This window comes from Ignavibacteriales bacterium, assembly GCA_020635255.1.
Taxonomy (GTDB): Bacteria; Bacteroidota; Ignavibacteria; order Tepidaquicellales; family Tepidaquicellaceae; genus JAEYVS01.
The window spans coordinates 35639-57018 of sequence record JACKAC010000001.1; the positions used below are offsets into that span (position 1 = coordinate 35639).

Below are 21380 nucleotides of genomic sequence, written 5' to 3' on the forward strand. Positions count from 1 at the left end.
ATTCGTTAATAAATACAATAAATAAGAGATTGAGGAAATATTGAAAGATTATTTTTTGGCGGATTCCAGGTATAGATCTAGGGCATTTTCAATAAAATCGTCTAATTCCCTGCCGCTCATTTTCTTTAGCCTGTCTTTGATATATAATGATGCTAGTCCGTGGACGAATGCCCATGTCGATATTGTTGCTGTCATCAGGTCATATCCTTTAAAATAGCCGGCATTAATGCATTCCTGTATATTTTCTTTTAAATAATCGAATGATTTATGACTCACATCCGAAGTGATTTCATCGTAATAATCCTCTAAGGGTGCTTTCATAAGAAACATTAATTCAAAATACTCTGGATTTTCGACCGCAAATCGAATGTAGATCTTACCGCTTTCTTTTAGCTTTTCGAGGGGATCGGTAATATCATCAGCTTTGATCTGTTCTGCATAAAATGCATCGAATGCCAGAAAACACAAAACAAAGAATATTTGACCTTTACTCTTGTAATATAGGTAGATCGTACCCGGACTGTACTCTATTTTCTCAGCAATTTTCCTGATGGATACATTTTCATATCCATCCTTCATAAATAGTTCTCTTGCAGCATCAAGGATTTTTTGCTGCATTTCAAGCTTTTCACGCTCTTTTCGCTCTTTTGTACCCATTATCGGATTTATTAAACATGATTTAAATTACTGAACACCGTTCATAGTTACAACTGAAAAATAAGATTAACAAACGATAACCATAAAAATTTTGGCTTTTATAATAACTAATTTATTCTGATTTTTTTATATGAAATCCAGAACCTTTATATCTTCGTTAATTTTCGGTTTAATTCTTGCAATTCTATTGATAGGTATTAAATCACTGGAATACACCTATTTTTCATATAAGATAGGATTGGATGTTTACATTGGGATAATAGCCCTGGCGTTCCTTATAATCGGGGTTTATTTTGGAGCAACATACAGCAGGAGAAAGGAAGCGAAATTTCTAATTAAGCTTAGAGAAGAATCTAAAAGAGCCGGATTCACTGAACCCACTATAAATTTTGACGCGGTTAATGGTTCAGATCTCAGTAAAAGGGAATTAGAAGTATTACGAGAGATAGCTATGGGATATACCAATAAAGAGATAGGAGAGAAGCTTTTCGTTTCAGAGAATACTATAAAAACTCATTTAAACAATATCTACATGAAGCTTGAGGTTAATAGGAGGACCCAGGCGATCTCCCGTGCGCGTGAATTGAATATTATTACCTGATAATTTTACCTAAACCCTGTATTTCCAATCTCCATTTTAAAATCATACTTTCGGGTGATGCATTGAATTCAATTCGATTGTATATTTGTAATGTATTTAAAAAATAAATATAACATAATGCATACAACGGCAATTCGACATGGTATTTTTGCAGCAGGGATAATGATCCTTGTTCTGGTAGTCCTTTATTTTCTTTTCAGTCCATATACTCTTCTAGATCTTGGAGAGGTCATGGGATATGCTACTATGGTGATAGCAATGTCCATGATATTTATCGGGATAAAAAGGTACCGCGACAATGAATTAAATGGATGTATTACTTTCAAACAAGCATTTGGATTGGGAGCGTATATAGCGGCTATAGGCTCTTTCATTTATGGAATTTTTGAGGGGCTTTTTTACGAGTTCTCCGATTTCAAAGAACTGTATTTGGATTTTTATATCGATAAGATTAAAAACAGTGGGCAAAGCCCGGAGGCTATTCATCAGCAGCTTCAGGAGATGAATCAACAGTTTGCAATGTGGGATAGCCCTTTTATGATGGGCTTACTAATGTTTCTTACTGTATTTATTATTGGTTTACTTATAGCGCTTATCTCCGCTGCTATTCTGAAAAAGTATCCGGAGACTGTAGCACAAACCTGATAAAAGGGATTAATCCTTGTAATATTCCTGAAGGCTTTTTACGCTGAGGTTTCCTTTTTTCATGTCGCGGATCCCCTGAACGACAGAGCCTGCTGCGGATAAGGTTGTAATGAATGGTATTTTATACTGCACAGCCGCCCACCCGATCGCATATTCATCGAAACGGGACTCTTCGCCAAGCGGTGTATTTATTACGAGGTTTATTTCTTTGTTTTTTATCATATCGACTACATTAGGACGTCCTTCGTTCACTTTGTAAACAGCTTCCGATTTTATCCCGTTGTCATTCAAAAACTTACTTGTACCGCTGGTTGCAACGATTCCAAATCTAAGCTTTACAAATTCTTTTACCAAATCAACTGCCTTCAGCTTTTTATCGTTATTATTAAGGCTGACGAAGATGTTTCCTTCGAGCGGAAGGGAATTGCCGGTTGATTCCTGTGACTTTGCCATAGAGGAGCCAAATGATTTTGAGATTCCCATTACTTCGCCTGTCGAGCGCATCTCCGGTCCGAGGAACATCTTTGCTCGCGGGAATTTTTGGAAAGGGAAAACGGATTCTTTTATACCTATGTATTTCAAGTCTTCCGGATCTTTCAGCTTACCCATATCCTTAAGCTTCTTACCGATAATTACTTTTGCAGCAATAGATGCTATTGGAACGCCGGTGGTTTTACTTACAAATGGTACCGTTCGCGAAGCTCGCGGATTTGCCTCTATAACATAAACTACGTTGTCCTTAATAGCATATTGAATATTTATCAGCCCAACTACATTCAATGCTTTTGCTATTTTCTTTGTGTACGATCGTATTTCTTTTAAATTCTTTTTTGTGAGAGAAACAGGGGGAAGTATCGAGGTACTGTCGCCCGAGTGTATTCCCGCCTCCTCGATATGCTGCATGATACCTGCAATATAAACATCCTTCCCGTCACTTACTGCATCGACATCTATTTCACGTGCTTCCTCGAGGAAGTCATCTATCAATACCGGGTGTTCCTCAGAATACTTAACAGCTTCATGAAAGAATTTGGTGAGAGATTCGTTATTATAAACTATCTCCATTGCTCTTCCTCCAAGTACATAAGATGGACGAACAAGTACGGGGTATTCTATCTTATTTGCAATGCGCAATGCAGTGCGGAGTGTCTTTGCTGTGCCGTATTCAGGTTTTGGAATGCCAAGGCTGTCTAAAAGCTTCCCAAACTTTTTCCTATCCTCAGCAACATCAATATTTTTTGATGAAGTTCCCAGTATCTTAAGCCCGTTCTTTTCGAGCTCCTTTGCAATCTTAAGAGGAGTTTGACCGCCGAAACTTACAATTATTCCCTTAACGTTTTTTTGATAACGAACGATATTCAACACATCCTCGGTAGTCAGGGGTTCAAAGAAAAGTTTATCTGTCGTGTCATAGTCGGTCGATACTGTCTCCGGGTTGCAGTTTATCATGATAGTCTCATATCCCTCTTCGCGTAAAGCCTTTACACATCTCACACAGCAATAGTCGAATTCGATTCCCTGGCCTATCCTGTTGGGTCCGCCTCCAAGGATTATAACTTTTTCTCTGTCTGATGATTCGGTCTCGTTGAATTTTTCATATGCAGAGTAATGGTAAGGAGTGTTTGCCTCGAATTCTGCAGCACAAGTATCAACAGTTTTGTAAATAGGATAGATCTCATTCTTATTCCTGAAATCTCTTACTTCTTTTTCAGTGGTCTTTAAGATGTAAGCTAACTGCTTGTCGGAAAAGCCGTATTTCTTTGCTTTTAATAGCAGTTCGTTGGAGATCTTCTTCATCTAATATATTGTAACGTATTTTCTCATAAAAAATCCCGACTTAAACCGGGATTTGAAACTGATTATTTAAAATAACAAGCATTATTCTGCTGTCACCATTGGCTTTTCACCGACAACTATCCCATGGCTTCCAACTGTTTCATAATCATATCCTTCCATTCCGGCGATCGAATTGCTTAGCTCCATAAACACTTCCTCCGAATCATCGAAGCTGAAGCTGTGTCCCATTACCGAAGCAATGTTCTTTATCACTTTCCATGCCGGACGGGCATTGAACTTCTTGCCGTGTGTCCATCTGTCATTATGTGCTCCGAACTTATCCCATCTCGATACTGAGTATTCACCGATCAGCCTTTCCTGATCGAGAGTTGTCACTGCCGGCCTGATCCTCTGCACCCTTTTCTGAAAATTCACGAAAGTACCGTTTATCTCGGCATAACATGAATCCGAGAAAAGCACGTTCGCTTGGTCAGTATAATTGTTCCTTCTTTGAATATGCTGAATGCTTGTCTGTATGTTATGGATATAATTTTCAGCTCCCGGCATCCTCATAGCGTCATCATTCAGAACATATAATAACTTGTATTTTCCGCTTTGTAAATCTGCGAGATCTTTGTCGTTTAACTCCCTTATGGCGAGTAGCTTTAAACCGGCTGAATTTGGAGTCATGTCAGATTTTCTGAGCAGGTCGTCTCCGAAACTTCCATCAATGTGCGGGATATAAACTATATTTTCTGTTCCTACAACATCCTTAGCCAGTTTTTTAAGTGTATAGTTGTCTTCAAGAGTAGAGAATGGCGAGGCAACAAATAATATTTCGTCAGCCGAATAATTTTTCAACTCGTTTACAGCCTTGGAGATCGCTTCGTCCCAGCTGACCTGTATTTGCCTGTCTTCACCGCTGTTTGATTCCGATTCTGAAAGCTTTATTTGCGGTTCGTCAATTCTTTCATCTGAATTATTAACCCATTTGTATGTGTTCAGTCTTCCCCAGTCGCATAGCCAGTATTCGTTCACGTCCATATTTTCTCTCGGCTCTATCCTTAGTATCTGGTTGTTCCTGACACCGATTATTGAATTACATCCTCTGGAACATCCAGGGCATACACTGTCGGTGAAAGACATTTCCCAAACTCTCGATTTGAAGCGGAAGTCTTTTGATGTTAGTGCGCCTACCGGGCATATCTCGATCACATTCATCGAATACGGATTGTCTAGCTCTTCTCCGGGGAAGGTCTCAATTGTTACCTTCTCGCCTCTTTGCACGAAAGTCAGTTGTGGTGATTTTGCGACCTCATCGCAGAACCTTATACACCTGGAACAGCTGATACACCTTTCCTGATCGAACATAATATTAGGACCAAGATCGACTCTTTTATCTTTATGATTCTTTTCCTCATCATAGCGTGAATACCCGACACCGTATTTATATGCGTAATCCTGCAGCTTACACTCGCCGGCTTCATCACAAATAGGGCAGTCGAGCGGGTGATTGATAAGCAGGAATTCCATTACAGCGTTCTGTGCATGGATTGCTTTTTCATTAGTCGAATGAACCACCATACCTTCAGCTGCTTGTGTCGCGCAAGCTATTGATAGCTTTGGTGTGCCCTCGATGTCAACCAGGCATATCCTGCAGTTACCCGATACCGATAATCCTGGGTGCCAACAAAAGTTAGGAAGGGTTATTCCGGAATCCTTTGCTGCTTTGATAATTGTGTCACCCGGGTTGAATTCTATTTCGCGGTCGTCTAATGTAAACTTGGGCATAAATTATTGATATTAAAGAGGAAAGACATTCTTAAAAATCTATCTGACAAAATTACTATTAATTTTATCCTTTATCAATTCAGAATAAATGACAAATTTGCGCTATGGATCCCGTACTTTACATCATTTTAGCCGTTCTGCTGGTAGCCGTCATTCTTTTGTTTTTCCTGGTAAAAAAGTCCGGCTCGACGCAATCTGATACTAACCGTCAGCTGGTCGATGTATCCTCAAAATTGCTTGAAAGCATTAATGAACAGAAAACCCAGATTGCTATCCAGAATGAAAAGCTTGAAAGCCAGCGAAATGACACATTTAATGCTCTGAATAAATTCCAGTCCGACATAAATGCATTCCGCGAAGAGGTTTCGCGCAATCTATCGAATGCAAACTTTCACCTGCAGTCCAGCAATAAGGTCATCGGCGACGTGAAAGAACGTTTCGGAGAAATTATGGAAACAACGAAACACATCTATAACGTCGGTAAAAATATTTCCGAACTCGAAAACATTCTCAAAGCACCAAAACTAAGGGGCAACCTTGGCGAATACCTGCTGGAGGAACTGTTGAAACAGATACTACCGTCGGAAAGCTATTCCAAATCACATAAGTTTAATAGCGGTGAGCGGGTCGATTTCGTTATTCATCTTGGTGATAAGCTGGTGCCGGTTGATTCGAAGTTCCCGCTGGAGAATTTTCGTAAATACCTTAGCAGCAAGGATGAGCAGGAGAGGGAACTCTTTTACCGCGAATCTTTGAAAAATGTCCGTAAGCACATTGACGACATAGCGAAGAAATATATCCGTCCTGATGAAAAGACCTTCGACTTCGCAATGATGTACATTCCTGCTGAGAATGTCTATTATGAAGTGATCGTACGTGATACGGTTTACCGTGACGAAAAGAGTCTCTACCTCTATGCTATGGAAAAACGTGTCATACCCGTTTCACCTAACAGCATGTTCGCATATCTGCAGTCTATTCTTATTGGATTAAAAGGAATGGAAGTAGAAAAGAATGCCGAGCAGATCATTTCTAATATGGCAATGCTGAATATTGAACTTGATAAATTTGCGGATGAGTTTAAAGTGATGGGTTCTCACCTGGTAAATGCCGGAAAGAAATACCGTGATGCAGAAAAACGTCTCGACCACTTCGAAAACAAGCTTGGAAACATCATGCCAAAGGATCAGCTCCTGGGCAGAGATGAAGATGAACTCGATGATGGTACCGAGCTCCGCCTCATAAAATAATTAGTTCAGATACTCTTCCGTTAGATCTTCACCCGTCTTTCTTGATAAAAACCTGAATTCGTCCAGTGAGATTTCACTGTCAGCTTCAACCTTTATTCTCAATTTATACTTAAACGAAAGTTTTCTTATTCTGCTGAATAGACCGTGAATAAGATATGCCTCGAGTATCGGGTTTACCTTTAATTCCAGCGGATGTATCGCATGACCGCCCTTGTATCTTTGTATCCATCTTTCGAGGTTGGTCATGAAGCTGGTCCTCGACAGAACTGTGCCCGTGCCTTTACAGAGCGGGCATGTATCATATACCCTGTGAAGTATGTTCTGCCTTATTCTCTGACGGGTGATCTGCACCAGGCCGAACTCGCTCATGGGAAGTATTGTCGCTTTTGCTCTGTCCTTCCGGAATTCCTTCCTCAATTCATCGTAAAGTTTTCGCCTGCTCTTCTCTTCATACAGGTCGATAAAGTCTATAACAATTATACCGCCAATATCCCTGAGTCTCAGCTGCCTGACGATCTCCTTACCGGCTTCTATGTTAGTATTGAGAGAGTTAACTTCCTGGTTTGAGCTACGGGCATACTTACCGCTGTTCACATCGATTACCGTCATCGCTTCAGTTGTTTCGATGATGATATAGCCCGCTCCCTTTATCCATACTTTCTTGTTTAGGGAACTGTCTATCTGGCGTTCTATATTATAGAGATCGAATAAAGGCTGGTTGCCGGTATATAGATCGAGTTTTTTTACAAACCCCGGGGATGATTCTTCCAGGTTGGTTTTTATTTCCCGGTAAAGTTTTTTCGAATCGATTACTATTTTACTTACGTCCTCTTTAAAGAGGTCCCTTACCACTGATGAAGTAGTTGAAACGTCCTTATATAATATCGTCGGTGGTTTTTGTGTCTTAACCTTGTTCTCGATCTCGTTCCATGTCGATAAAAGCTTGTTGAGGTCATCGAGTATAAGCGAATCTTCCTTTCCGCTTGCGACGGTACGTATTATTAGCCCGTATCCTTTTGGCAGGGCTGATCTGACAAGCTTTCTGAGTCTGTATCTCTCTTTGGAGTTATAGATCTTTCTTGACAGCCCGACCTTTCTGTGGAAGGGCATCAGTACCAGGTACCTGCCTGGTAACGATACCTTTGAAGTTACTCTCACACCTTTGTTTGCGACAGGCTCTTTTGTGATCTGGACTATTATGTCCTGCCCGCGTGTGAGGTTTACATCGGGGTTCTTGCTGTATCGGTTATCCCGCTTGCCCTGGTATTTCTTTGGAGGCTCTTTTACCTGTTCTTCTTCTTCCTCGTCGTCATCATCTTCATCGAATTCATCTTCGCCTAGCAGGCTGTAGTATTCATCTGATGTGGTTATATCGGAGAAGTGCAGGAACGCATCCTGCTGGAAACCGATGTCGATAAATGCCGCGCGGATCCCTTTCATTACCTTTGCAACTTTGCCAAGGTAAATGTCTCCTACGTTCCTTTCGTTTTCGGGGCTTTCCGTAAAATATTCGGTGAGCTTTCCTTCCTCTAAAATGGCTATACGTCTCTCATTAGAGCCTGAATTGATAAAAATCTCTTTTTTCATAAAGTCTAAATTAGTTCTTCACTGCAAGCGTGTGCTCTAGGAGTTCATGGATGCGAGGAACTCTTCATTAGACTTTGTGCCTTTCATCTTATCGAGGAGGAATTCCATTGCCTCAACCGGGTTGTAATCAGAAAGAAGCTTCCTGAGGAGCCATACCCTGTTGAGTGTGGCGTCATCGATAAGCAGTTCTTCTTTCCTGGTACCCGATTTGTTGAGGTCAATAGCCGGGAATACTCTTCTGTCGGACAATCTTCTGTCTAGAACTATCTCCATGTTACCCGTTCCTTTGAATTCTTCAAAGATAACTTCGTCCATACGGCTTCCGGTCTCGATAAGAGCCGTCGCTATTATGGTGAGGCTTCCGCCTTCATCCACGTTACGAGCCGCGCCGAAGAATCGTTTGGGTTTATGGAGTGCGTTTGCGTCCACACCCCCGGAAAGTATCTTTCCGCTGTGTGGTATGACAGTATTGTGCGCTCTGGCAAGTCTTGTGATACTGTCTAGCAGTATCACCACATCCTTTTTAGCTTCTACGAGCCTTTTCGCTTTTTGCAGTACTATTTCCGAAACCTGTACGTGTCTTTCCGGCGGTTCGTCAAATGTCGAGCTCACAACTTCGGCATTTACGTTACGGCTCATATCCGTAACCTCTTCTGGTCTTTCGTCTATGAGCAATACGATCGGATGGATCTCCGGGTGGTTTCGCGTGATGCTGTTTACTATTGTTTGAAGCAAAATCGTTTTACCGCTTTTGGGAGGTGAAACAATGAGACCTCTTTGTCCTTTACCAATTGGTGTGAACAGGTCCATTATTCTCATCCCGTACTCGGACGGCGCTGCCTCCAGCTTTATCTGTACGTCGGGATAAAGCGGGGTCAGGTTGTCGAAAAGTGTTCTGTCGCGTATCTTATCGGGATCGCCAAAGTTCACTTCCTCGACTTTCAGCAGTGCAAAGAATCGCTCTCCTTCTTTCGGAGGGCGCACCTGCCCGCTGACCGTATCGCCTGTTCTCAGGGAGAACTTCTTTATCTGCGAAGGTGATACGTATATGTCGTCCGGTGACGGCAGATAATTGTAATCCGCCGATCTTAAAAAGCCGTACCCATCGGGAAGCACTTCGAGAACACCTACAGCATAGGCGTAACCGTCCTTGCCGTCTTTCTTCGTTTGCGCTTCCACAATTTTGTAAATGAGTTCCTGCTTTTTAAGATCGCTGTAGTCGGAGACTTTCAGTTCCTTTGCGATCGCCAGTAGCTCGGATACCTTTTTCGATTTCAGTTCAGCCATGTTCTTGGCGGCTGAATCATCCATTTCCTCAACGCCCTTTGTGCCGTTGGTTTGGTTTTTAGTTTTCGTGTCCATTAATATGTCCTTTTGTTAAAGTATGCTTACCGTAGAACCGGTAGAGCGGTGTGCTATAAAACGTGAGATAAGTTTATAAGTTGGATTAAATATTTATTTAAAACGTAATTTATATTGAAGAATATGATTCAGATCTTGGTGTGTAGGTCTGATGTAATACAAAACTATACTTTCTAAGTTAAAGTTTCAAGTAAAATATATACGTGAAAAAAACCTCCTTTTTGCATAGAAATCCTGCGGTCTGGAATTAGTTTAAAATTGAATTTGCCTCCCTAAATAATTAATTTAGCCTCATGTCGAAGAAATCTCCTGCTGGAAGAAAGCAATCCAGGCAAACCCAAAAGAAACAGGCTTCAAAAAGCATCATTAACTTCGAGATCCCGTTCTCACCTAACCGGAATCAGAAGATAATGATTTATGCCGGGATATTCATTTTGGCCCTGGTTTTGCCCATTATTTACATTAATTACGCCGTCGGAGTGAATGGTGGATTTGGCTTTCCGCTCGATGACCCATGGATACACCTGACCTTTGCAAAGAATCTTGCCCAGTACCGGAGTTTCTCATATTTCAAAGATCAGATGGCTACTGCCGGATCTACGTCGCCGATATATACCTTTCTTGCCGCAATAGCTTTCATTTTCACGCAGAACGAGATGGTGCTGAGTTATGTGCTGGGCATTTCATTCTTAGTGCTTTCTGCTCTGGCTTTTTACCGCCTCAGCTCATTCGAGTTCGGTAAGGAGAATATTTTTGCCATCGTCTGCGCGGCGATCTTCGTCCTGGATAAGTGGATGAACTTCATTTCCGTATCCGGCATGGAAACCACCATGTACATTTTCTTCCTTGTCGCCTGCGCATACTTTTATAAAAAGCGTCACGCTATACCGTTCGCGATTTTCCTCGGGCTGATACTCTGGGGCCGTCCCGACGGTGTCGCATTCATCGGAGCGCTCGTTGTGGATTACTTCCTTGTGCGATATTATTCTAAATCCGATTCCGCGCTCACGCTATTTAATAAACAGGAATTGATAAAGATTGCTGTCATCTTCGGCGGTATCATAGTCCTGTACTTTATAATGAACTATATCCTCTCCGGTTCGTTACTTCCGAATACTTATAATGCCAAGCTAACCTATTATTCACCCGAGTTCCGAAGCAGGGGAGATTTCCTTCATTTCGAGGTCTGGGATTACTTCACTAACGGCGCTTATGCTGTCATTATGGCAGGGTTCATTTTCTCTGTGCTTAAGCTTCTCTTCGATTTCACAAAGAAAAAATACAATACGAATTTTCTCTATATACTATTCATCTTTGCACTGGTTTTCATTTACTGGTATAAACTTCCTTACGCGCACCGTTTCGGGCGTTACATGATGCCCATCATCCCGTTCTTTATACTCGTTTCTACTCTTGGTATACGCGATCTCGGAAGGCTCATCGGTTCCTTTATGAAAAGCAAGGAAATAGGCAACGGGATTGTTTTCATATCATTAGCGGTTATCCTATTCATGGGATATGGTAATTACAACGACAACAAAGAAAACTACGCCATCGAAAATAAATACATCAGCGATCGGCAGGTAGCCGCCGCTATGTGGCTAAAAGAGCATACAAAAGATGGCGACGTCATCGGTACACACGATGTCGGCGCGATTGGCTTTTACAGCGGTCGCAAGATCGTCGACGTTGCGGGACTCGTTACACCGGAACTTATTAATAAGATCAATGATAACGACTACGTTACCTATATGGAGGATTATATGAAACAGCAGGGGGTTACACACCTGGCGTTTCTTCGTGAGTGGTACACCGTGGTCAACCAGACACCGCTCTTTACGACCGGTTCCACACTTCCGCCGGAAGTGATGGAGATATATGCTTATATCCCCGATTCTACACTGATTGTATCAAAGGAAGTAAAGAGCATGCTCCTGTATGCCCGTGAAATGCTTGCCCAGAAAGCTCCCCAGCAGGCTATCCAGGTACTGTTGCAGGCTGTACAAAAAGAACCGCGGTCGTCTTACACGTATTTCCTTTTAGGTTATGCATACTCTATGATGAACGATCCAAACGGCTTCGAATCCAATATGCAGAAGGCTGTAGAGTATTTCCCGGATTACACTGACGCACTCCTTAATCTCGGCAACCTTTATCTCAGCCGGCAGGATTATTCAAATGCTAAAACTTTACTCGAACGGGCAAAGAATACAGCCCCGGATAATCCAAAGGTTTTGGAATTATATAATAAACTTCCCGATTCCCTCAAGGCGGGAGGCTAACAGTTAACTTGCGAATACAAAAAGAGTGACGATGAATAAGAATAGCGATGATAGTTTTTTTGGAAAAGCTGCAAAGCTCGGTAGAGACTTCCTTACCTATATAAAGGATGAAGTAATACCCTTTGTGTCAAAACACCTTGATAAGATTCCATATAAAAAGATTCGGATTATTTATCCTTTCGCGCTGGTATTAAACGTCCTTCTTTTTATTTTTATTATTTACAGTGTCTTTTTTAATAAGAATACCTGGCAGGGCGACAATGACAGGCTTATCACTATTAGCAAAGGATCAGGTCTTAACGAAATAGCCGAGCTCCTCTCTAAAGAAAAGATCATTGAAAACACTTACACATTTAAACTTGCCGCCCGGCTTTCCGGCAAGGACAGGGAAATACTGCCCCGAAGATATATTTTTGTAAGCGGGTTGACGAATAGAGAGATACTCAATCTTCTTACCGATAAAGACCTAGTACAGACCGTGAAGTTCCGTGTACCAGAAGGTGTTACTATTAAAAAACTCTCGTCACTTGTGGAGCAAAAGCTTCTTCTTTCTGCAGACGAATTCAAACACGCTACTGAGAACAAAACCATAATTGATAAGCTTGGGCTTGGAAGCGAAGTGAAGAACCTCGAGGGATTTCTTTTCCCTGATACATATGTGATATCTATCAACCTCGATGAGGATGGTTTAGTTAAAGTTTTTACGGATGAATTTATTCAAAGAGTAGTGGATGATGACCAGATATCTTCTGCGCTTAAACGCAGGAAAGAAACTCTTCTTAAGGCGATAACAATGGCTTCTATTATAGAAGGGGAAACCTACCTCAAGGATGAGATGCCCGTCATATCAGGGGTATATCATAACCGTCTAAGGAAGCACATGCGCCTTGAGGCTGACCCAACTGTCCAGTACATTCTCCCCGATGGACCCAAAAGCCGCCTGCTGTATGAAGACCTTAAGACAGACTCACCCTATAATACATACCGCAATTACGGTTTACCCCCTGGACCTATAAATAACCCCGGGTTCGATGCGATCAAAGCCGCGCTGAATCCCGATTCTCATAACTATCTTTTCTTCGTAGCTACAGGAAAAGGAGGGCATAAATTTTCCGAAACATACGAACAGCATAAACAGGCAGCTGATGAGTACAGGAAAGAGTTAAAGAAAAAGCAAAACAACAAATAGATATTGCAAAGCGGTAAAGTAAATACCGGAGCGCTATATTCACTTTTTTTAAGACTGGACTTCAGGGATAAGCGCAGTGTGGGGTTTAAGAAACTGATCGGTGTTCTCATTGCATATTTTTTTGCTAACTTCTTCCTATCGTTTGGAAACTTCAGAAACTTCGATGAGGTAAGTTTTGTAATACTGTCGATGTCCACTAATGCGTTTTTTCTTTCCTTCATACTTCTCAATGACTTTATTAGTCTCTTCCTTGTAAAAAGTGAATCTGAAACCATATACGCTCTTCCCATTAAACAGGAGGACATATTTCTATCAAAGTTTTTTGCTGCATACAGCTTTATGGTATTTTACGCGGCAGCCATTATTCTTCCCCAGGTTATTTTCTTCTATCAATATAATGAGAATATTATAGGCACTCTTGCTTTTTTATACTCAGTGTTCCTTTTTAATATCTTCATTATTTCCTGTCTTGCACTGTTTTATATCTTCATTTTGAGGTATTTCGTAAAGTTCTCATATACGTTTATTTACATGATCAACATTTGCTTCCTGGTTTATGTCTTTTATTCGAGTACGGTAAGGGGGAGAGCCATGGGAGAGGGAAGGTCATCGGTTTTCTCATATTCTTTTGTAGATATCCTTCCGCAGACTTTGTTCGCGAAAGGTGTCGCAGAACCTGTCTGGCTGATTATTCTTACTTTGATCACGATCGTTGCCGCCGGTTTATTTTATCTTCTTTTGAGAAAAAATTACTCACGTATTACCTCCGGTGTGCAGGCAATTAATAACAGGGCAAAGAACCGCTCGGCTATTAATCCATTCACAAAACTGGCAAATGCCATTGATAAGATCATAACTACGGTCTTTGTGCGCAATCACCTCCAGCGGGCGTCATATTATTTAATGAGAAACCAGCTTTCCAATTCACGCGTTTTCAAACTGCGCTATTTTGTCTTTCTTCTTATGCCGCTTGTATTCACCGGGATTGCAGTCTTCTCGGGACTTGCCGGAACTGTGATATTTGAGAAGGGGGATATGTCATCTTACTCGAATGTTCTCATCCTTAGCCCCTCTATACTCTTTATATATGTCCTTTGTGCACGCCTTATAATTTCAAATACACGCATAGCTGACACAAATTCCAATGATTCCGAGTGGATATACAGGTCGCTTCCTGTAGGCGGTGTTGTGCAGATGCGTCTCGGCATACTTAAGTTCATTATGTCCCATCTCCTTATCCCCATGATAATTGTAGTCGGTTTGTTGTTAAGCTATCGCATGGACCCGCTCAGTATAATACTTAACTTATTGTTTGCGACTGCGGGGGTTTTCTTTATTAGTAGTATTCTTTACAGGTTCGATAAATATTATCCTTTCACCCAGGACAGCTCAAAGATGGACTCGGCAAGCAAATTCATCGAAGTTCTTTTCACCATCTTTCTAGCGCTTATTATATTCATTTCTCAGCTTTTTATTTTTAAAAATATTATATTTATCATTACATCCATTCCGGTGCTTTTTTTACTGGGAGGTATTATTTTGAGAACTCAAAGAACCTGATATCTAAAGGGGAGTAATATCATGAATGATCAACAAAGCTCTGTAACAACACAAACTGAAACTGCTCCGTTGATCCGTACTTTCGACGGTACCGGCAGGAATATCATACTGGCAATGACAGGGACCAGCGGAGCTATCTACGGACTCCGCATGCTCCGCGCTCTCCTGCTAAATGAGTTTCATGTAGATCTTATCATGTCTGACTTCGCGCAGTTCACCCTTTATAAGGAATGTAATGTTGAAATAAAAGCAAGCAATGTGACCGGTCTTTTCCCCGATGTACCGGCTCACAAAGTTTCCATCTCTGTCCACAGTAATCTCGATCTGAAATCCAATATCTTCACTAACGAATATAAATGCAGTGGGATGATCGTCTCTCCGTGTGCTATGGGCATCCTCGCGGGTATCGCTAACGGTAGCGCGCGCAACCTTATAGAAAAATCTGCGGATTACGCCTTTTCATACAGGTCGCCACTGATACTGGTGCCTCGCGAAACGCCGATCAATAAGATACATCTTCATAACATGGAGAAGATAATGGATAATGGAGGAATGATCGTTCCGGCTATGCCGAGCTTTGAATACGCTCCAAAAGATTTTAATGATCTTGCTGACTTTGTCGCGGGAAGGGTGCTCGAACTTCTCTGTACTAATGACAAACCATTAGCCTAAGATCTCGCTTCTAAAAATCCCAGCCAAAAAAGAATTGGTGGAATAACCCGCTTTGGAGGTGTGTGAAGTTGTTCTCTATCCTTTTACCTACGTCATATCTTAATATCAAAAATCCGAAAGTATTAATTTTTAGGCTTGCCCCTATACTGCCGAGCGTTTCGCCGTAATTATCGAATTCATCCCACGTATTACCGGCATCGAAGAACAACGCTCCCCGGATTCCCGGGATAATATAGTTAAATCCTAACGGCAGGTCCTTATCGTAAAGATTCAGTATTGGAAATCTCAGCTCTGCATTCGTAAGCCACATCTTCGTTCCTTTCAGCCCGTTCCTTGTCCATCCCCTCAGTGACCATGTACCTCCCATGAAAAATCTTCTCGGATTCTTTCCCTCGTTCATAAAATACTGTCCCCGTGTCGCGAATGTGATTGACTGAGCCAGACGGAAGTATTTCCTGTAATCAAATAGCAAACTGTAATAGTTCACGTTGGAATTTTCGATATCCGTAGTATATCCCAGCGTAAGGTTAAGCCTCTCTCCGTCCACCGGTCCCGTCATTCCCCATAGCGCATTGTCTTTTACATAGCTGATACGGTTTGTTAAAAGTGTCGATCTTTCCTTGTCTGTGATATCGATGTCCTTGAATGACTGTGCTAAACTTACCGATGCCTCAAACCGCCTGAATTGTGACAGCGGGTATGAAAAGCTTGCGTAACCGCCGAATAAACGCTCGTAATATGATTCATCCGATTCCGCCAGGTCATACCGCTTTCCTGAAAGATGAAAGACTCCGTACGCGTAATTCAATCTTTTCTCCAGCGACACTTTTGATACAGCGACATTGAAGCTCTTCCAGAATTCCGAGTTATCGTCCGAGTTATTATAGAGCAGGAAGTAATATTTCTCATTGCCAAGCATATCGCTGAGAGAAATGATCCCGCCGGCGTTTGTGCCGAATACAGGGTCACTCGATACAGAGGTCGTTGCGAAGTCCAGCGAAAAGTCTTTCTTGTAAACCTTATTGTTCTTTTCGGGTACTCCCTCTATCCTTCCGCTAACCCAATTTATACCTCTGTCTGTATAGTCGATGTCAATTACTGCCGTGGAGTTATCAGCCTTTGTATTTATGGAATCTATCATTCTGATCGCGATAGATCTGTTCTCGAATGATGAAAATATTACAGTGTCGTTTCCGATCCATCTCGGGTCGTACGCCGCAGTGGTGAAGTTCGTCAGCCGTTTCATCTGCACCCCGGAGAGATTTTCATATGGGTTTTCCGTATCCGGATCATTTCCCTGTGTGCCTCTTTGAGTGATGTTGCTTGTCAGGTCTATCATCCAGATGTTCTGTGCTCCTGTGGCATTAGATGTAAATACTATCTTCTTTCCATCCGGGGAGAATTGCGGCGAGTAATCTACTCTGTCGCCGTTAGTAAGGTAGCTTATCTCGCCCGAGCGGAGGTCATACAAAAACAGATTGTACCTGTTCTTGTATCCGTATGAAGTCCTGTCAGATGAGAATACCACGTAGTTGCCGTCCGGTGAAAAGTCAGGGTCTCTGTCGTCGTAAAAATCGTTCGTCAGCCGGGTCAGCTTTTCCGTCCGCAGGTCGAGTATGAATAGATCGCTCTCTCCCGTAAATTCCCTCGCCGGGAATAACAGCTTCTTCCCGTCGGGGCTCCATGCAGGGGAGCCTATGTTCACTATATCCTTGAATGAGTAATCCGCTGTCTTTTTCCTATGTTTCATGTCGTATATATGTATCGCATCGGTTTCTCCCTTCTGAGTGATGAATGCAAGCTTGCCATCAGGTGATGCATCCATTCCGGTACGGAAGAAGTGGAACTGCTCGAACTCGTCGCTGTTTTCACCTTCCACTACAAGATCCGGACTCCTGTCCGTCGAATGCAGATCAACCCTGAACACGCTTGTATAGCCGTATTCATTTCCAATGTAATATATCTCGTCCTTTCCGTTTACTACTGCGTGAACGGGCTTGTGAGCGAATCCTTTTGAGTAAATGTCTATTGATGCTTCAGACGGGTTATCTGTTTCAGCGGAATCGGAGAAGTACAGGCTGTCCAGAAATGACAGGTATCCCTTGTCGAATTCTTCATAATCTTTACCGATCGTCAGTTTCATAACTTCGGAAAAATTGTCGAACTGGTAAAAGTTTTCCATTAGCTGGAGTACCTTCTCCTCGCCGTAAGTGTTTGCTGTGTATTCCAGTGCCTTCTGACCCATCTTGTACATCAGGTATGAACCGTAAAGCTTTTCCCAGTTATCCAAACCCACGATGTATTTGTGGAGCACTGCATCCTTCAGCGCCATGTCGCTCTGTGTATCCCATTCGCTGGACCAGTATTCAGCTAGTCCCTCTGTGAACCATAAAGGAACATCCTTGTCACCGACCTGTCCATGTATTTTCTGTTCCGAAATGAGTTTGCTTGTCATGAATACATGCACCAGTTCGTGGCGTATTACGTGTTTGAATTGTCCCAGCGAACCCTCGAAAGGTATCACCACGCGCCCCTTTATAAATTCGAAGAAACCGCCCACACCGTCCGGTACGAAGCCCGGCGTTGTATTGGTCTGTTTGAAGTGCAATGGTGATGAGTAGAATATCAGAGGCACGCGCCCGTTGAGTGAGTGTTTGAACTTCTGCTGCAGGAGCGTGTAGCTCTCCTCAGCGAAGAATGCTCCCTGCTCGGCAAGGTCTTTCGCGCCTTCGTAATAATATATTGTGAAGTGCTCCGTGGTGAGCGTGTTCCATTTGAAGTCCGAGTACTGGACCTTATTCCGCCCAAAATCCACGAACTGCGCCTGTGACGTTCTTACGTTAAGGAGTATGAATAAGAGGGCAATATGTATAAATACGGTAGATTTCATCAGTATCTTTATAATGCGCCCCCATTATCTAAGAAATGCTCAAAATGCCGTTGAATTGTATATTGTGAATTATTCTCAATTTAGTCAATACAGAATACTGGTTAGTAGGAGAAGGGATTCTGTCATCTTCTCACTTTTTTCACAGAACAAAAATCCATATTTTAGGTTTTATTTTTATAATATCCTTTATGAATCCTGACGAACCTAAGTATAAATTCAAAGAACTCAAGGTTTACGCCGAAAATGAATGGCTCATTAACAGCACCAAAAAGTACCGCCAGGTCTTTGAAGAATCCGAAGTAACATACATAGACGCGGAGTTCTCCGCTTATAATAAACTATTCGATGAGGAAGACTGGGAGATTGATGTGGTCTTTAAGGTCTTCGACGGTAAAGGTGCAATGCTCACACAGATTCCGTTGAAGAAGACCATCACCAAAGACCAGAACATTATCTATCTCCGCCAGGGCTGGGGTAACAAGAACCCGGGCTCTTACTGGAAACGTGGCGCTTACCGATGGGAAGTCTGGATTGGTGATGCCGTCATCGGTACCTGCAACTTCTACATCGAAAACGAGGGCGAAGTAACGCGCGAGAAGAATCCTTACCTCCGCGTAAAGTCTGTTCGCCTCTTCGAAGGTCCCGATGCCATCGTCGATGAAGCACAGCGAAAATATTTCCTGACGTTTAAGCAGGATACCACTCGTTTCATCTGGTTCGAGTTCACCGCCGAAAATCTTGTCAAAGACAAGGACTACTGGGCTTGTGAGCTATTCTTTAATTTCAAAACAGACATCGGCGAACACAAAGGCGGAAATACTAAATTCCGGTTCGTATATAAGAATGAAGATACCTTTACCATTATCGGCGGCTGGGGAAGTGATAACCCCGGTACCTGGTATGAAGGCAAATACATACTGGAAATTTCCTTCATGGAGACATTGCTTCTTCGTTTGCCGTTATACATCGGGCTTGATAATATCGAGGCGACTGATGAGGAGTTTATGTCCGGCACTGTCGAACAGGAAGTCGAGAACACCGAGGCTCTCTCCGAACCAAAGGAAGAGGATTTCCAGAAAGCCTTTGAAGAGCTCGACTCACTCATCGGACTCCAGCAGATCAAAGACCGCATTAAGGAATATACAGATTATATCAAGTTCCTGAAGATACGCAGTGAAAAGGGGCTCGACGAATCCACGAAGATAAGCCTTCACGCCGTATTCACGGGTAATCCCGGCACGGGGAAGACCGTCGTCGCGACGCTCCTGGGCAAGATATACAAATCACTCGGTCTGCTGAGCAAGGGACACGTCCATGAGGTGGACAGGGAAGCGCTCGTCGGCAAATACATCGGGCACACCGCTCCGATGGTTAAGGATGCCATCCGCGCCGCGCGAGGCGGGATACTCTTCATTGATGAAGCATATGCCCTCTACCGTGGAGACGACGACTCCAAGGATTACGGCAGGGAAGTCATCGAGATATTGATCAAGGAAATGTCCGACGGCGAAGGTGACCTCGCGATAATTGTTGCGGGCTACCCTCACGAGATGATGACCTTCCTGGAATCGAACCCCGGTCTTAAGTCTCGTTTCAATATGCATTACAACTTCCCGGATTACACTCCCCAGGAATTAAAGGAGATAGCGATTTACCATGCAAAACGAGTTCATGTGATAATCAGCCCGGAAGCGCTCGATGAAATGTACGAAGCAATCGTGGAAGCGTACCGCAACCGCGACAGGACCTTCGGTAACGCCCGTTTCGCAAATTCTCTTGTTGATGAATCTAAAATGCGAATGGGACTCCGCCTTGTAAAGCAAAAGGATGTCGATAAACTTACAGAAGAACAGCTGTCTACTATAGTTGTAGAGGACGTGCAAAGCGTCTTCGGCAAGCAAAAGAAGAATATCGCCGACATTCCCATAGATGAGGATTTGTTGAGAGACGCGCTGGTCAAGCTCCATGCGCTCCTCGGCCTCGAAAACATAAAGAATGAGATAGACGAAATTATAAAGCTCGTACGTTATTACCGGGAGACCGGTAAAAATGTTCGGGAAGTATTCTCACTACACACTGTATTCGTCGGCAACCCGGGTACCGGTAAGACAACCGTCGCGCGTATACTCGCCGAACTGTACAAGGCTCTCGGAATACTCGAGCGCGGACATCTCGTTGAGTGCGACCGTTCCCGCCTCGTTGCCAGCTTCGTCGGCCAGACTGCAGTAAAAACAGCCGAGGTGCTGGATGAAGCGATGGGAGGTGTTCTCTTTATAGACGAAGCTTATGCTCTGAGCATGGGCGGTGAGAATGACTTCGGCCGTGAAGCTATCGAGACCATCCTTAAACGTATGGAGGACCGCCGCGGTGAGTTCGCGGTCATCGTAGCAGGTTACCCACAGGAGATGCAGTACTTCCTCCAATCTAATCCCGGTCTTAAATCCCGCTTCGATAAAGTATTCGAATTCCCTGATTTCAATGCCGATCAGATGTTTAAGATAGCGGAGATAATGTTCGCAACGCACGATCTAGAAATGGATAAGGATGCGGCGATACACATGAGACAGTATCTCGATGTACTGGATAAGAACCGCGACAGGTACTTCGGTAACGCGAGGGAAGTAAGGAAAATCGTAGAGGAAGCGACAAAGAACCAGCACTTACGCGTGATAGACATCCCGAAGGAGCAAAGAAAAGGCAAGGTAATGAAGACTGTCACGCTGGATGATCTGAAGGAGTTCGACCCGTCGGCTTACAAGACAAAACCGAGAATGGGATTTAGTCTGGATAATTAAATTTAATATTTTATGAGAATACTAAGTTATGAGATTGATAAGGCATTTGATGAAATATTTGTATATTTAACCCCTAATGAAGCGAAAGAATTAGTTGAAAGATTAAATGGTTTAACAGACGATCACAGTATCCATCATATCCATTTAGATACTGATGAATTGAATGGGCAATTCAAGAAAATGCTAACAATAGCGATATATACTGAGGACAACCTGGATGATTTTGATGAAAGAAGTAAAAAATTGATTTTAGAAGATAAATAAAAAACCCCGCGAGTCGCAGGGTTTTTTGTATGCCAGATGGGGATTGTGAAATGTACGAT

Annotated in this window: 15 protein-coding genes; 9 read left to right on the forward strand and 6 right to left on the reverse strand. The window is 42.7% G+C overall.

Translation table 11 applies throughout. The features are described from left to right. Positions 1-48: 48 nt before the first annotated feature. Positions 49-657 (reverse strand): TetR/AcrR family transcriptional regulator, encoded by a 609-nt coding sequence (locus tag H6614_00205; GenBank protein ID MCB9242074.1) that lies wholly within the window; start codon positions 655-657, stop codon positions 49-51. 130 nt (positions 658-787) lie between these two features. Here H6614_00205 and H6614_00210 point away from each other — a divergent pair, with 130 nt between their 5' ends. Together H6614_00210 and H6614_00215 are read left to right on the forward strand one after the other, a co-directional pair. Beyond that, complete coding sequence (locus H6614_00210) at positions 788-1258, forward strand: response regulator transcription factor (GenBank protein ID MCB9242075.1); 471 nt, start codon at positions 788-790, stop codon at positions 1256-1258. Positions 1259-1375: 117 nt separating this feature from the next. Beyond that, complete coding sequence (locus H6614_00215; protein ID MCB9242076.1) at positions 1376-1903, forward strand: DUF4199 domain-containing protein; 528 nt, start codon at positions 1376-1378, stop codon at positions 1901-1903. A gap of 9 nt (positions 1904-1912) precedes the next feature. On the opposite strand, the gene carB is transcribed toward H6614_00215, so the two are convergent. Both carB and H6614_00225 read right to left on the reverse strand, forming a co-directional pair. Then, positions 1913-3700, reverse strand: a complete 1788-nt coding sequence (gene carB, locus H6614_00220) for a carbamoyl-phosphate synthase large subunit (protein MCB9242077.1) — start codon at positions 3698-3700, stop codon at positions 1913-1915. Positions 3701-3781: 81 nt separating this feature from the next. Then, positions 3782-5470 (reverse strand): (2Fe-2S)-binding protein, encoded by a 1689-nt coding sequence (locus H6614_00225; GenBank protein ID MCB9242078.1) that lies wholly within the window; start codon positions 5468-5470, stop codon positions 3782-3784. Positions 5471-5574: 104 nt separating this feature from the next. Between H6614_00225 and H6614_00230 the strand changes: the two genes are divergently transcribed. After that, the gene (locus H6614_00230) at positions 5575-6720 is read left to right on the forward strand and encodes a DNA recombination protein RmuC (protein MCB9242079.1); all 1146 of its coding nucleotides are present in this window, start codon (positions 5575-5577) and stop codon (positions 6718-6720) included. Here H6614_00230 and H6614_00235 read toward each other — a convergent pair whose 3' ends face one another. Together H6614_00235 and rho are read right to left on the reverse strand one after the other, a co-directional pair. Then, positions 6721-8307 (reverse strand): Rne/Rng family ribonuclease, encoded by a 1587-nt coding sequence (locus tag H6614_00235; GenBank protein MCB9242080.1) that lies wholly within the window; start codon positions 8305-8307, stop codon positions 6721-6723. 36 nt (positions 8308-8343) lie between these two features. Next, positions 8344-9669, reverse strand: coding sequence for a transcription termination factor Rho (rho, locus tag H6614_00240; protein MCB9242081.1), 1326 nt, complete (start codon positions 9667-9669; stop codon positions 8344-8346). A 293-nt stretch (positions 9670-9962) separates the two neighbouring features. On the opposite strand from rho, the gene H6614_00245 reads away from it, so the two are divergent. The 4 genes from H6614_00245 to H6614_00260 are packed head-to-tail and all read left to right on the forward strand — an operon-like array spanning position 9963 to position 15372. Next, the gene (locus H6614_00245) at positions 9963-11951 is read left to right on the forward strand and encodes a tetratricopeptide repeat protein (protein MCB9242082.1); all 1989 of its coding nucleotides are present in this window, start codon (positions 9963-9965) and stop codon (positions 11949-11951) included. 31 nt (positions 11952-11982) lie between these two features. Beyond that, positions 11983-13140, forward strand: a complete 1158-nt coding sequence (gene mltG / locus H6614_00250; protein MCB9242083.1) for an endolytic transglycosylase MltG — start codon at positions 11983-11985, stop codon at positions 13138-13140. A 3-nt stretch (positions 13141-13143) separates the two neighbouring features. Then, positions 13144-14700, forward strand: a complete 1557-nt coding sequence (locus tag H6614_00255; protein ID MCB9242084.1) for a hypothetical protein — start codon at positions 13144-13146, stop codon at positions 14698-14700. 21 nt (positions 14701-14721) lie between these two features. Continuing rightward, positions 14722-15372 (forward strand): UbiX family flavin prenyltransferase, encoded by a 651-nt coding sequence (locus tag H6614_00260; GenBank protein MCB9242085.1) that lies wholly within the window; start codon positions 14722-14724, stop codon positions 15370-15372. A gap of 10 nt (positions 15373-15382) precedes the next feature. Here the strand turns inward: H6614_00260 and H6614_00265 are convergent, their stop codons facing one another. Continuing rightward, positions 15383-18262, reverse strand: coding sequence for a PD40 domain-containing protein (locus tag H6614_00265; GenBank protein ID MCB9242086.1), 2880 nt, complete (start codon positions 18260-18262; stop codon positions 15383-15385). 188 nt (positions 18263-18450) lie between these two features. Here H6614_00265 and H6614_00270 point away from each other — a divergent pair, with 188 nt between their 5' ends. Together H6614_00270 and H6614_00275 are read left to right on the forward strand one after the other, a co-directional pair. Next, the gene (locus H6614_00270; GenBank protein MCB9242087.1) at positions 18451-21057 is read left to right on the forward strand and encodes an AAA family ATPase; all 2607 of its coding nucleotides are present in this window, start codon (positions 18451-18453) and stop codon (positions 21055-21057) included. Between the two features lie 12 nt (positions 21058-21069). Then, positions 21070-21321 carry a hypothetical protein gene (locus H6614_00275; GenBank protein ID MCB9242088.1) on the forward strand — a complete coding sequence of 84 codons (252 nt, stop codon included), beginning with the start codon at positions 21070-21072 and terminating at the stop codon, positions 21319-21321. Positions 21322-21380: the final 59 nt, after the last annotated feature.

Bases quoted from the DNA above. Each gene is read 5' to 3' on its own strand.
- H6614_00265 (MCB9242086.1), bottom strand. From the start codon at position 18,262: ATGAAATCTACCGTATTTATACATATTGCCCTCTTATTCATACTCCTT.
- H6614_00225 (MCB9242078.1), bottom strand. From the start codon at position 5,470: ATGCCCAAGTTTACATTAGACGACCGCGAAATAGAATTCAACCCGGGT.
- H6614_00205 (MCB9242074.1), bottom strand. From the start codon at position 657: ATGGGTACAAAAGAGCGAAAAGAGCGTGAAAAGCTTGAAATGCAGCAA.
- H6614_00210 (MCB9242075.1), top strand. From the start codon at position 788: ATGAAATCCAGAACCTTTATATCTTCGTTAATTTTCGGTTTAATTCTT.
- rho (MCB9242081.1), bottom strand. From the start codon at position 9,669: ATGGACACGAAAACTAAAAACCAAACCAACGGCACAAAGGGCGTTGAG.
- H6614_00230 (MCB9242079.1), top strand. From the start codon at position 5,575: ATGGATCCCGTACTTTACATCATTTTAGCCGTTCTGCTGGTAGCCGTC.
- H6614_00215 (MCB9242076.1), top strand. From the start codon at position 1,376: ATGCATACAACGGCAATTCGACATGGTATTTTTGCAGCAGGGATAATG.
- mltG (MCB9242083.1), top strand. From the start codon at position 11,983: ATGAATAAGAATAGCGATGATAGTTTTTTTGGAAAAGCTGCAAAGCTC.
- H6614_00260 (MCB9242085.1), top strand. From the start codon at position 14,722: ATGAATGATCAACAAAGCTCTGTAACAACACAAACTGAAACTGCTCCG.
- carB (MCB9242077.1), bottom strand. From the start codon at position 3,700: ATGAAGAAGATCTCCAACGAACTGCTATTAAAAGCAAAGAAATACGGC.
- H6614_00275 (MCB9242088.1), top strand. From the start codon at position 21,070: ATGAGAATACTAAGTTATGAGATTGATAAGGCATTTGATGAAATATTT.
- H6614_00245 (MCB9242082.1), top strand. From the start codon at position 9,963: ATGTCGAAGAAATCTCCTGCTGGAAGAAAGCAATCCAGGCAAACCCAA.
- H6614_00270 (MCB9242087.1), top strand. From the start codon at position 18,451: ATGAATCCTGACGAACCTAAGTATAAATTCAAAGAACTCAAGGTTTAC.
- H6614_00235 (MCB9242080.1), bottom strand. From the start codon at position 8,307: ATGAAAAAAGAGATTTTTATCAATTCAGGCTCTAATGAGAGACGTATA.